Source organism: Lysinibacillus sp. TE18511 (assembly GCF_054062295.1).
Genome location: NZ_JBSSFD010000067.1, coordinates 1 through 13177 on the forward strand (window position 1 = coordinate 1; position 13177 = coordinate 13177).

The following is a 13177-nucleotide window of genomic DNA, read 5'->3' on the forward strand; positions in this document are numbered from 1 at the left end:
TGAACCGCTGCTAATTTATCTTCAGGACTCATTTTAGCCATAGAAAAACCGCACCTCCTTGTTAGATGTGTCTAACAAATGGGGTGCAGTTCAAGGACGCTTTGGGTGCTTTTTTTACTAACAGCGCAGTTTAGTTGAATAAAGATTTGGTATAATAAGCGACAATAAACTAAGTTGATTAAAGGAGAGGCAATATGATTACTGTCCAAAATGTTGAAGGTTTCCTCAAAGAGAAGATTGGTGAAAATACAACTATAGCAAATGTTTGGAATGAATTTATATCATTTGGAAGACAACCAGTTGAAGGAGAAGAGGAAAAAGCTTTACTCTTCCAATGTGGAGTATACGATTTTACAGGAGAAGAATTATTTTATTTTGATTTCGTTAGACAATTTACTGTCTATGAAGATGACGAATATTCTGGGATGGAACAACTCCATTGTGAATTTGTATTTACCCCAACTAATGAACTTAGAAGTTTGGAAGCGTCAGAATGGTATTTTGATACCGATGGTGATGTGGATGTTTTTTATCATTTGGTTGAAAATCTTGAAGAGTTTAAAATAGCATTAAAATTAGAACCTTTACGATTAAATATTTATCAAGAACAGATATAAGTTATTTACTACCTGTGCTTTGCTTCAATAAGGGAGCAGGGCATTATCTTATTCAACTCCCATGAAAGAACGTAATAATTTTTCATTTTCTGTGGTGTAGCGCTTGTTTTTGCGCTACATGGATGGCTAACGGGTGCTTTACTTGGTGCGACACGTTCCTGGCTCAAATGAGTTGTGGTTAACACAATCTCGGTAAAGGTCAGGCAATTTATGATTTAAATTGAAGGATATTATCAAGGAGTCGAATGATGGAGTAACGCCCAGAAAGGCTCCCCCTGCATCGAATAGCACGCTATTTAGTAAGGAAAAGCGTGTTATAAGCTCGGTTAATAGGCGTAAGAATTTACCGTAACAGTTCGGCTGACGAAACCCTACCCGATGGGGTGGTGTAAATCATAATGCTTGGGTTGAATAGATATGGTGAGAACGTATGAAAGACAAATAAGATTAGTGTACCACTGGCGAACTTCCGAATGTACGGGTCTAGACGCACATAATATAGAAATGTATTAACTACTATATGTAGGGTTAGCTGTGGGTGAGTAAGAATCAACTATATAAAAATCCATCTTGTGTTACAGGCACATGCGATGCTAACAGGCTCATAGGGAGCACTTAAGTTTATTCCATAATAGATAATATTCAACGTGGTAAGCTGATAACGTGGAGAGCTTACTCTTGATGAAGCGTTGAGAAGGAAAATAATCGTGAGATTAGCGAGTGTATAACTTCTCTTTATATCAGTGAAAGTGGTGGTATAGTACCGTTGAAGCGTGTAATGAACGTGGAGGGATAGCCACTAGACTAATAAAGAATCACTTAATCATGCATGGCAAATCTTTATCGGTTAATAAGGTTCTCGTGAGACTAAAAGAGGTTCACCTCCCAAGGGAGGCACCGACTTATTGAAACGGAAGAATTGAAACATAGAAGGTATTCTGATGTGTTGATGATTAATTGAATTGGATTAGTTGGAACGCCGTATGCGGTGAAAGTCGCACGTACGGTGTGAACAGGGGGAAAAGCTGGCGATAACTTCAAAGGCTTACCTATCTGTATAAGATCATTGAGTTGCATATGCAGCTCAATATCCGAACCGTTGTTAGTGATTTCCAAGAAATATACTACAGATGCTAATTTATTGTTAGAAAAAAGAATTTAATGATTGGTTTGCACGTTGTGAAAGCAAAAATATAAAGGTGGTATAATAAAGGAAAATGGTGATGATAGAACAATATGGACACTAAAAAAAATATTGAAAATATTAGCCTATTAAAAGAGAAAATTTCTAATTGTCATAAATTGAGTGATGAAGAGCTGTTTCTTGCTGTAAAAGAGTTTGAGAAAACACCCAGGTTAGAGGTTTCAATTTATTATCAAGATTTATTTAATGATCTGAAGTTTTCTAAAACCCTTCTTGATATCTATAATAAGCATAAGGATAATACTAAACTTGTAGTTCTGCTTGTTTCAGCAATTGGGAATATGATTCAGAGATATGATCTTCCGGAAACAAAGGAGATTTACGAATTCATGTTGGAAAATTCCGATAAAAGTAACATAGGACCTTATGTCGCGATATTCCTGCCTAGATTAAAACATTTTGAAAATTATGATAATAAGTGGGGATATTTTATGAATGTCAAAAAAATGTCCCCCAAAAAAGTAGCCGAAAGTTCTTTTGAAAATATAATGGATTTGTATTTAGAAAAAATTCCGGAACAATATAAAAATGAGGCCATAGAATATTTTAATAAAAAATTAGAAGAGTCTAACAATGAATATGGCAAACAATATTATCAAGATATCATCAATAAAATCAAGAGTTAATATCAACAAGAACCGGGCGAGATGACGTTTTCAGTGGGTATTACCGTAAATTACTCCGCAGCAGGATAGCAAGCGGTGAGAGAGTGGAATCTCATTGTCAGCCTGTGCAGTTCCTATCTGACTATTGACTCCTGTTTGGCAGGGTGTCATAATATTCTCACCAAGCGGATTCAAAATTCTTTAGTCAGAATTGACTAATACTTGATAAACTTACAACCAACCTTCAACTCTTAGAACACTTGTTTTGCCTGTATGGGGTGACAAGTGTTTTTTTACGTCTAAAGACCTGAAAATAGGCGAAAGCCTGGTAATTAATAATTAGTCGAGTAAGTCTTAAAAAATACAATCATGGACAGTAAAAAGCTAGTGAGATTGGGAGGGCAGCAAGTGATGAAAGCTAAAGTGTCCATCGACAAATTTGTGGTGGAATATACAGATGTTATGTTTGGAGCTTGTTAATAATAGGCTATTTATTACCACACAAAAAAACCATGTGAAGCATTTCACTTAAACTCCCATGAAAATTAAATCTCTGGCTCTAAAAAAGTCCACGCTAAAACAAACGCGACCTTTATATGCAAAAAATGGTAGCGCCTAAAATAGAGATCAGATTTAGATTGTATTAGGAAGCACCAAGTTCAGTGATGGTCACATTGTAACCCAAACTTTCAAGTCTCCGAACAGAATATCGAATAATGGATTGTTCTTTTTGTTTATCGAAGTAGTCTTCACCTAAGTCTACATACATTTCTGTCCATGTTAAAAGGTAATAAGCAATGCGTAAGATGGCATGAGCAACGGATATGCCTGCTCGTTTTTTACCCTTTCGAGCTGCAGTCCGTCTATATAATGCACCTAGATAGGTTTTAGATCCTCTGACGGAATGAGCTGCTTCGATTAGAGCCGATTTCAAATATTTATTGCCTTTCTTCATAGCGGAGGATTTCCTTTTTCCTGCACTTTCGTTGTGTCCAGGTACTAGTCCTGCCCAAGAACAGAGATGTGCTGCACTTGAAAATTGCTTTTCTACATAAGTTCCGATTTCAGCTAGGATTTGTTCTGCCATTCGAGTGGCGATACCAGGAATAGAATCTAATCTTTCGATATCTTCTTGGTGTGTGGAAAGTCGGCAAGCAACTTCTTGATTTAACAGTTCAATTTGTGCAGTCAGAAAATCAATATGAGTAAGAATGGTTTTAATCATTAGTCGTTGATGTGGTTGGATATAGCCACGAAGTGCGAGTTCAAGCTCTGCTTTTTTCTTTTTCATTGAACGTCTAGCGAAGCCAGCCAACTTTTCTGGATCATTTTCACCTTCGGCAATGGCACGAAGCATATCAAGAGAGGAAACACCCATCACATCTGACACAACAGAACCAAGTTTAATATTCGCACCTTCGAGTACCTTTTGAATGCGGTTATGTTGTCTCGCGCGTTCTTCAATCATACTCCGGCGATACCGAACTAATTCTCGCAATTCACGTTGTGTGCGATCTGGAATGAAGCTAGCTTTGAGCAATCCGTGACGAAGTAACTTGGCGATCCATTCCGCATCTTTAACATCAGTCTTACGACCAGGAACTGCTTTGATATGTTGGGCATTTACAACTGAAAATTCGATACTCTCAGCCTCGAGTATGTTTACAATAGGCTTCCAAAATACACCTGTACTTTCCATAGCTACGTGCGTACAGCCGTGTTCTTTAATCCAATCAATTAACTGCAATAGAAAAACCGTTTTAGTAGAAAAGGTTTGAATCACTTTGCCTTCGGGTGTCATAATACATGCGGTAATCGAATCCTTATGAATATCCATACCACATGCACGTTCAATGATGACTTCCATTAGAAACATCCTTTCTACGGCCAATCAAATTAGAGGCTGGTGCAGCAACCTGAGTAGGATGAATCTCCCATGAGTGCTTCCCGTGAGGGAGCGACAGTCAGTGATACACCGTGGTCGTTGGAGTCAGACTAACGGGGTGCTTTACTTCAAGATGGGATTCCACAGAGATCCCATCTTTTTCTTAGGCTGATTTCGAAAAGATTGTTGCTATTCAATTAAAAGTCAGAATAGTTAAATCGATATTATGGTTAATTGTGGTAAAATGAAGCGAGAGGGGTATTTTGGAAAATTTAATTTTGATATTATATGTCTTGATCTTAGTATCACTTAACGTTGTTTTCTTTACGTTGTTTAGAAAAGGAATATTAAATCGTATGATATCGGGCATCATTATGATGGTACTTGCTCCAGTGATTGGTTTTTCAAGTGGTGCTGTATTTCTTCATTTTTACGATTGGAGTTCTGGGGGAACAGGAGATGGTGCAGGCTATGGTGGGGCATTTTTAGGATTTATAACAATAGCTAATGGTATTCTCATTCTGGGATTGGAGTTATAAGGTGGATTTTAAATTTCGTAAAAATTCGAGTAATCGGAGGGATTTTGTTGAATGGTAAAAAAGTTTTAGTTATAGGTAATGTTATATTTACTGGTTTTGTTGCATTATTTATTTCTTGGTTTTTTGCAGAAGGGGCATTAGGTGAATCTGATACTTTGACACCAGAATTCTTTTTAGTCATACCGATATGGGCTTTTGGAGTACTACTGATGTGGAGATTCGTTTCCAAAGACAAATTAGAAAATGCTTCTCATTTTAAAATAATATTGAGTAATTCTCTGCTTTGGTTAACTATCCCTTTAGGTTTAATGTTTGCGTTTGAATTCATATAAGAATATTGGGAAGAAAGATAAAGAATTAAGTTTTTTTCTTGTTAAACTAAGTGGTCAAGAATATTTCGCTATTATTTCCAATTCACAAGAAAATTCAACCGTTCATTTAGGTGGAGAAGGTAATGGAGATGTCTTTGAATTAGGGGATGAAAATTACTACTGTTTTGGTGGTTTTAGTATAGTTAGTGCTGATGATACAAATCAAATTATAGAGTATAACGCTATCGTATACAACTATGTGGAAAACTATATTGAAACTAACTATGGCATTGGTAGAGAAGATTTAAAATCTGAAGAAAACAATTACCGAAGAGGAATGGCGTTGTTTGAAATAGAAGTTAAAGATATAGTAACTAAAAATTATTACTTTTTTGAAGTGAAAATTAGAGATGACTATTCATTAATTTCTATAAAAGATCTTTCTGAGCTTAATCGTAAAAATCATCATAAAAATCAAGCTGATTAAAGAAAGTTTATTTCAACAGGTATCAGCAATATTTTGAGAAAGATATAAAGTTTTACATACAACAATATATCCTGACTTATAAAGCATTCTTGAGAGAGTGCTTTTTTATTATGTTTAAAATTAAGAAGTATAATTTTATAGATGGGGACAAAATGAGGAAACCAATTGTTAACTTTACTGATTATAATCTTAATTGGGAAAATGAATTTGAATATGAGAAAAAAAGAATTGTTGATGTTATAGGTGATAAAGTTGTTGGAATTGAACATATTGGAAGCACTTCTATAAAGGGATTAGAAGCGAAACCAATAATTGATATTATTGTGGGTGTACAAGATTTAGATGAAGTATCCAACTTTGTTATTCCTCTTAGTGAAATTGAATATGAATATGTTCATAAACCTGAGTTTAAAGATAGAAGGTTTTTTAGGAAGGGTTTATGGGGACAGGGTACTTGTCATCTGCATATCTGTGAAATTAACAACAGTGAGTGGATTGAAAAATTATTGTTTCGAGATTATCTTAGGTTACACCCCATGTAGCTAAAGAGTATGCTTCATAAAAAAAGAACTTGCTTCTAATATAAGTTCGATAGACCAATATATACAAAGAAGAAAGAACCGTTTATTAAAACTATTATCGAAATAGCTATGAAGGAAATGTACAGTAAATAAACATCTCTTATTAAAGTAACGAGGGCTTTAGTTGAAGATCATTGAGTTGCATAGGCAGCTCTTTTTTTATTGAACTCCCATGAAAGAACTTATACATCTTTCATTTTCTGTGGTGAAGTGCTGATTTTGGTACTTCATGGATGGCTAACGGAGCAGTTTAGTTGAATAAGATTCATACCAGATGGTATTGTAAATATTAGGGATATGGTAGAATAAACCATTTAAAACAAATTAAAAGATACGGAAAATATTGGCGATTTGATAGGGGGTTGAACATATGGATGATAAGAAGAAGGGAAAATTACAAGTCTCGGTAATAGTAATAATGATATTACTATTGGTTGCGGCGTTTGTTTTAGTTTTCAAAGGTCATTACAGTGTGGCGTTTGTTTTATTTGGTATTTTTATAGTGATTATTAATTTTATTAGTAATTGGACCGGATTAAAAAATGCAGATTACGTTTATAGAAAAAATCATAAGAATAATGAGAAGTGGTAATTACGCTTAAGTACGCCTAAGCTTTTTTAGAATTAAGTGTGTGAATAAATGTACTTAAACAAACAGGGTACTTTAATAAAATATTCGATTCACGAAATATCTGAACAAAAAGACAGCGTTCATTATACAAATTTTGTAGATTAATGCGGTCTTTTTGTTTTAACAGCAACAACATTTGAGAAAACGGGCTCTAATTAATACTAGGATTACTTTTAAAAAGTAGGTGTGAAAATGAAGGAATTGTATACTTGTGTATTAAAAAACGGTGATGTTATTTCTTTTAAAACAGATATGCCAAAAGAGAATATTAAAGATTTACCGACTTTTTCAAACCAACATAACTTTAATAGTTATTTTAAGTTGAGTGGTTACAACTTAGAAATTGATATAATAACAAAAACTCTTTGATTAAAAAGTTGTTTTCGAAAAGATTTCTGCTATTCAACTAACCAAGCAGTTTAATTGAAGAAATATATAATAACGGTTTCCTGCAGTATGGGGGTGAACAGGATGAAAAAAATCATTTCAGGAATGATCATAGGAATTGTTATCGGATTCGGTCTTTATTGGCTATTCACTCACAAGGTCTATGACGAAGCATTCTATTTCCAAGATGGTTACGAAGGTTGTGCCTATGTTGTTTACAATATAGAAGGTACTCCTCAACTAGAAATTGAAGATGACACGATCCAATACCATTTTGATGAAGATGGTTTAGTGCTTACTAGTTCTCCTGAAGATTTTGGTTGGGAAGGGAGAGAAACTTCAGGATCTCATGAAACCAAATACTTCTACGTAAACGAGAATGGCGAGAAAATAAAAGAAATCCCTGAAAGTGAAATCGGGTTTGTCTCTTTAGGTAGTTATAGTCAAGATGGAAGAGTTCAAATTACTAGACTGTCTATCCCAGTGGGTAATAAGGCTAAGGCTTGTGACGAGAAGTACGAAGAATTAGAAGAGAAATTGGATGAAAAACTAAAAAATAGTTGAGTAAAAGCGGAGAATTCAACTATTAAGGTGCGTTTCTACAATAAGTGGAGACGCTTTTTTTACAAAAGTTCAGTTTAGTGCTATGGATAGGTTACACTAACGCTTTTGGAATGGGATAGCAAATACTTAAGCTAGCAGGGCGTTTGTGGGAAAAACTCATTGAAATGATTTCACTTTTTTATAAAAATCTTATACTTCAACTCCATTTTGATCAATTTTTTCAAAATGGAGTTTTTTCATTTCAAAGTTTGGAAGTTTTATTGTCATGAATTAAATTCCAAAGTTTTCTGTCAATCCGGTATTTCGGTTCATCACCAAAAGTTGTGGATGACATTTGTATATAAATTGATTGGAGTGGAGACTGGGCGACTCCTTGGGGATTAGCGGTAGAGGAACGAAGGCTAAGAGCATCACGTCCTGTGATAACGCCTTCGTGACCTACATCGTGTAGGCCCGAGACCCTGGAGCGAGCAACGCGAGTGAAGCGGCTCATCGGACGCCCCCAGGAAGCTTTGCTCTGTGCGAAAGCGAAGCGGCAGCAACAAATGTTTTCTGTAGCGAAAGCAAAGCGACAGCTACAAAGCGCCCAGTCGGAACGGAAATCAACAACACGTCGTGATGATTATCCAGTATTTTTATTAACAGGTAAAATTTTATAAAAGTATTTCTACGTTTGCTTTTTTTGTTCATTAATTAGAAGTTTTGTCGAAAAAATCCTTCTATTTAATAAAAGTAGTATGATTTATTTAATTAGAAAATATTTGTTAAAAGGAGATTCCCATGCTAAAGAACATGAGAATCTATATCTCATCAACATGCTTAATAGAAAAGTTAACGGATCCATCGATATTTTTCTAATTAGCCAAAAAATAAAAAGTAAATGTGAGGTAGTCTATGGGCTTTTTCAGAAAGAAAAGTAATTCTAAAATGCATTCCAATTCTATTTCAACTAGCCAAATGATGAAGACAAATTTAGCAAACGAATTAAAAACAAATCTTCAAGAAAATTTACAAAGAATAAAAGATTCCCTTGGGAAAAGCTCGGATATTATCATTCGAGAAATTCGAGTAGGAAAAGAAGAAAGTATTAAAGCCGGTATTATCTATACAGATGGATTAACCGATACAATCTCATTACAAAATTTCATTTTAGAAACGCTCATGCTAGATGTCGAAGGTACTGAATTACAGAAAAAGCTATCTCCTGAACAAAATCTGATTAGCATATTAAAAGATTTTGCCATGACAGTGGGAGAAATTAAAGAACTAACTAATTTTGAAGAGCTTCTTACTGGACTATTATCAGGGGATACGATTATTTTAATCGATGGATATGCCCAAGGTTTAATTATTTCCAATAGGCATTGGGTTGAGCGTGGAGTTACGGAAGCATCAGCCCAAGTGGTTGTAAGAGGACCTCGCGAAGGATTCTCCGAAAATTTGCGTGTCAATACCGCCTTAGTTCGTAGAAGACTGAAAGACCCAGATCTCTGGATGGAATCAAAAGTTATTGGAAAACGTACGAAAACGAATGTTGCTATGATGTATATTAAAGGAATTGCAAATGACAAAATAGTGAAAGAAGTCCGTTTGCGTTTGGATAAAATAAATATTGATGGAATTCTTGAAAGTGGAAATATCGAGGAATTGATTCAGGATGCACCTTATTCACCTTTTCCAACCATATTCAATACGGAACGTCCGGATGTAGTAGCGGCAGCATTATTGGAAGGACGCATAGCCATTTTGGTTGATGGAACACCATTTGTCCTAGTAGTTCCAGCATTGTTTGTTCAATTTTTTCAATCTTCGGAAGATTACTATCAACGAGCGGATATTGCGAGTCTTATTCGACTCCTTCGTTTTTTTGCATTTTCAATTGCAATGCTTGCACCTGCATTATTTATTGCAGTCACAACTTTTAATCATGCAATGTTACCCACTGGACTCCTTATAAGTCTGGCAGCCCAACGAGAAGGTGCTCCATTTCCGGCATTTGTTGAAGCAATTATAATGGAAGTCACCTTTGAAATCTTGCGTGAAGCAGGCTTAAGAATGCCAAGAACCATCGGTTCAGCCATTTCTATCGTAGGGGCATTTGTAATTGGAACAGCAGCGGTTGAAGCAGGCATAATCTCTGCTGCGATGGTAATTGTGGTTTCAATAACCGCCATTTCTAGTTTCGTTTCTCCAACTTACAACTTAGCTATCTCGGGAAGGATGCTACGCTTTGGGTTTATGGCAATGGCTGCATCTTTTGGTTTATTAGGAATAACGATTGGTTTAATCGCTCTACTTCTGCATTTATGTAGTTTGCGTTCTTTTGGTGTGCCTTATATGTCTTCACTAGCGCCATTTAATCTTTCCGATCAAAAGGATGCGTTTATTCTCTTGCCTATATGGAAAATGTTTACTCGGCCTCGTCTAATCAGTCAACAAAATATCGTTAGGCAACAAGATTCGGCCTCTGCAAAACCAGAACCACCAAAAAATGAAAGGGGTTAAAGGATGAAAAAGTGCATGATTGTTCTCTTAATTCTTAGCCCCATTCTTACTGGATGTTGGGACAAGAGGGAATTAAATGAGCTTGGTATTACGTTGGCAATAGGAATCGATAAAGTAGAAGATGAATACCAAGTAACTGCTCAAGTGGTTGTACCTTCGGAAATACCCACGAAAACAAGTACTGGGCGTTCACCAGTCATCCTGTTTAAGGAGAAAGGCGAAACGGTATATGAAGCTCTTCGAAAAATTACAAAGATATCGCCTCGAAAAATATATCCAGGACATCTTCGAATGCTTGTGCTTGGTGAGGATTTAGCTGAAGAAGGGATAGCGAAATCCTTAGATTTCCTGTCAAGAGATTGGGAACTTCGATCTGATTTCTTTGTTGCAATTGCTAAGGATGGGACCGCAGAGGAAGTACTGAATGTTAGAACAACGATTGAAAGTATACCTGCCAATAAAATGTTTAACAGCCTGCAGACGTCAGAACATTATTGGGCTGCAACGAACGGCATTAAGTTAGATGAGTTGATCGCTGCTCTGACAAGTGATGGAAAGGAAGCTGTATTAACAGGGATTCTAGTAACAGGGGATCAAGAAATAGGATCAACCAAACAGAATGTAGAATCGATTAATCCTCCTACGCGGATTGTATATGATGAATTAGCGGTGTTTAAAAAAGATAAACTGGTGGGCTGGTTAACTGAACGAGAAAGCAGAGGGTTTAATGGCATCGTCAACGAAGTGCAAAATTCTGTAACTGCTATATCTTGTCCGGAAGAGGGGAAAGCCACTATAGAAATTATTCAAGTGGATTCTAAAATGAAAGGCAAAATAAACAAAGGTAAGCCTGAAGTAGATGTCAATATTAAAGTAAAAGGAAATGTTGGGGAAGTAGAGTGTCAAATTAATCTTAATGAACTAGATACGATTGTTGAGCTAGAGAAGATTACTGAAAAACAGATGGAAGAGACCATTAACCTGGCCATTGAATCGTTACAAAAACAATATAAATCAGACATATTTGGATTTGGTGATGCCATTCATCGATCTAATCCGAAAGAATGGAAAAAGATGAAAGAGCAGTGGGATGAGGAATTCGCTGAGATGAAAGCGAATGTTAAAGTAGACGTAGAACTTAAGCATACGGGTACAGAAGGTAATTCCTTCTTAGAAAAGATAGAGGTTGAATAATAATGATAAAAACTATAGGAATACTTATGATTGCGGCAGTTATTGTGTGGATGGAAGTTCCGCCTCTCTTGGAAAAAAAGTATAAAAAAGAGTTATTTGTATTTTCAATACTTCTTGCAATTGGGGTAGGTCTAAGTATTACACTTTTTGGATTTGAAAGACCTATTCCAAATCCATTTGATTTACTCACTTTTATTTTTAAACCGCTTAATGATTTTATTTCTCATTTGTTGAAATAAAAGAAAAGTGTAGAGGGGAAGGGATGATATGAAATGATGCAAGACGTTAAAATAAATCCGTACCAATTTCTGGTTTTAGTTATTTTATTTACGATTGGTACGAGCATCTTAACTGTACCATCAGCATTAGCAACCGGCGCAAAACAAGACGCCTGGATTGCGGCTATAATAGGTACAGGAATCGGTTTATTATTCATCTGGCTATTCATCACTATAGCACTTTGGTTCCCTCACCTCACCTATGTCCAAATCATAGAAAAACTATTTGGGAGATGGATAGGTAAAGCCTTAGCTGCTTTTTTTGTATTAATAGTTCTTCTTTATGCTTCAGAACTTTTGTATTATTTTGGGCTATTCCTAAACATCCATATGATGCCAAATACTCCAATGGTAGTCCTTAATATTCTTATGGCGGGGATCGTAGTAATGGGCGTCCGTCTTGGATTAGAAACCTTCGCTCGTACGGCAGAAATATTAATTGTCGTGTTCTTTGTCTTTTTTTTCATTTTAGTGGTGTGTCTTTCACCTGAAATGAAGATTGAAAACATACAGCCTGTATATGAGATGGGAACAAAAAAAATCATTCAATCATCCATTTTTTATGTCATTGTATCTTCAGTAAATGCCGTGGTTCTCTTAATGATTTTTCCTTCTTTTGTTAATAAAATGAAACAAGGGAAAAAGACATTTTTAGTTGGAAACTTAATAGGCGGCATCGTCATCATCATTATTACATTTTTGAGTGTTACCGTATTAGGTATTGATAAAACTGCCGGAGAGATCTATCCAAGCTATGAGTTGACCAAAAAGATAAATATCGGGAATTTTATACAGCGTATTGAGGGGTTAATGGCATCTCTTTGGGTGATCACTCTCTATTTTAAGACGACCCTTTATTTTTACGCTTCCGTTTTAGGGATGGCACAAATTCTGAATTTGAAAGATTACCGCCCTTTAACTTTACCGTTGGGCATGATAGCCGTTGTCCTTTCTCTCGTGGTTTATCCTAATATCATCTACCAAAAACAATTTGACGATACAACGGGTAATTCTTTAACGTTGTCAATCGGATTTTTGTTACCTCTTTTGTTGGTAATCGTATATGCAATACGAAAAAGATTGAAAAAGAACGAAATAGAAATATGATATGCTTCCTATTAGATAGCCAGTTTAGTAAAGAGGGAGTGCCGTACTATGAGGCAATTAGATGACTTCGGGTATGCTGCCGGCGTCATCTTTTTATGTCCATTGCTTTCGAGTGGTTGTTTCGTAGGTTGATATGTATAATGGTTGATTTATAGATTGAATAGTTTTATTATTCAGTCTATAAGTGTGTGTGCGCCTGGCATGCGCATGAACTATAGGGTGTAAGTCCCGAACCCCGAAGACAGAAGTAGAGGTTAGCCAAGAGCAAGGGTGTCCGAGGCG

At 35.9% G+C, this 13177-nt stretch carries 15 protein-coding genes; 14 read left to right on the plus strand and 1 reads right to left on the minus strand.

What is annotated here, in order from left to right:
* Window positions 1-194: 194 nt before the first annotated feature.
* Window positions 195-617, plus strand: a complete 423-nt coding sequence (locus tag ACVWXS_RS24815) for a hypothetical protein (protein ID WP_456960558.1) — start codon at window positions 195-197, stop codon at window positions 615-617.
* Window positions 618-1853: 1236 nt separating this feature from the next.
* Entirely contained in the window at window positions 1854-2447 is a 594-nt protein-coding gene (locus ACVWXS_RS24820; RefSeq protein ID WP_456960559.1) for a hypothetical protein, read from the plus strand.
* A 622-nt stretch (window positions 2448-3069) separates the two neighbouring features.
* Here the strand turns inward: ACVWXS_RS24820 and ACVWXS_RS24825 are convergent.
* Window positions 3070-4293, minus strand: coding sequence for an IS110 family RNA-guided transposase (locus tag ACVWXS_RS24825; RefSeq protein WP_456960560.1), 1224 nt, complete (start codon window positions 4291-4293; stop codon window positions 3070-3072).
* 281 nt (window positions 4294-4574) lie between these two features.
* On the opposite strand from ACVWXS_RS24825, the gene ACVWXS_RS24830 reads away from it, so the two are divergent.
* The 12 genes from ACVWXS_RS24830 (at window position 4575) to ACVWXS_RS24885 (ending at window position 12895) form a co-directional block, all read left to right on the plus strand.
* A complete protein-coding gene (locus ACVWXS_RS24830) occupies window positions 4575-4850 on the plus strand; it encodes an inner-membrane translocator (protein WP_456960561.1) in 276 nt (91 codons plus the stop codon).
* Window positions 4851-4897: 47 nt separating this feature from the next.
* Entirely contained in the window at window positions 4898-5182 is a 285-nt protein-coding gene (locus ACVWXS_RS24835) for a hypothetical protein (RefSeq protein ID WP_456960562.1), read from the plus strand.
* Complete coding sequence (locus ACVWXS_RS24840; protein ID WP_456960563.1) at window positions 5169-5648, plus strand: hypothetical protein; 480 nt, start codon at window positions 5169-5171, stop codon at window positions 5646-5648. Before ACVWXS_RS24835 ends, ACVWXS_RS24840 begins: the two co-directional genes overlap by 14 nt.
* Before the next feature lie 110 nt (window positions 5649-5758).
* Window positions 5759-6190, plus strand: a complete 432-nt coding sequence (locus ACVWXS_RS24845) for a GrpB family protein (protein ID WP_456960564.1) — start codon at window positions 5759-5761, stop codon at window positions 6188-6190.
* Between the two features lie 409 nt (window positions 6191-6599).
* Window positions 6600-6821, plus strand: coding sequence for a hypothetical protein (locus tag ACVWXS_RS24850; protein WP_402985167.1), 222 nt, complete (start codon window positions 6600-6602; stop codon window positions 6819-6821).
* A 231-nt stretch (window positions 6822-7052) separates the two neighbouring features.
* On the plus strand, window positions 7053-7229 hold the full coding sequence (locus tag ACVWXS_RS24855; RefSeq protein WP_456960565.1) for a hypothetical protein: 177 nt from the start codon (window positions 7053-7055) through the stop codon (window positions 7227-7229).
* Window positions 7230-7331: 102 nt separating this feature from the next.
* Window positions 7332-7811 (plus strand): DUF6843 domain-containing protein, encoded by a 480-nt coding sequence (locus ACVWXS_RS24860; protein WP_374963121.1) that lies wholly within the window; start codon window positions 7332-7334, stop codon window positions 7809-7811.
* Window positions 7812-8290: 479 nt separating this feature from the next.
* Entirely contained in the window at window positions 8291-8470 is a 180-nt protein-coding gene (locus tag ACVWXS_RS24865; RefSeq protein ID WP_456960566.1) for a hypothetical protein, read from the plus strand.
* A gap of 235 nt (window positions 8471-8705) precedes the next feature.
* Window positions 8706-10316, plus strand: coding sequence for a spore germination protein (locus tag ACVWXS_RS24870; RefSeq protein WP_456960567.1), 1611 nt, complete (start codon window positions 8706-8708; stop codon window positions 10314-10316).
* 15 nt (window positions 10317-10331) lie between these two features.
* Window positions 10332-11510, plus strand: coding sequence for a Ger(x)C family spore germination protein (locus ACVWXS_RS24875; RefSeq protein ID WP_456960568.1), 1179 nt, complete (start codon window positions 10332-10334; stop codon window positions 11508-11510).
* Window positions 11511-11512: 2 nt separating this feature from the next.
* Window positions 11513-11749: a hypothetical protein gene (locus tag ACVWXS_RS24880; RefSeq protein ID WP_456960569.1), complete on the plus strand. Its 237-nt coding sequence runs from the start codon at window positions 11513-11515 to the stop codon at window positions 11747-11749.
* Window positions 11750-11782: 33 nt separating this feature from the next.
* Window positions 11783-12895, plus strand: a complete 1113-nt coding sequence (locus tag ACVWXS_RS24885) for a GerAB/ArcD/ProY family transporter (RefSeq protein ID WP_456960570.1) — start codon at window positions 11783-11785, stop codon at window positions 12893-12895.
* The last annotated feature ends 282 nt before the right edge of the window (window positions 12896-13177 follow it).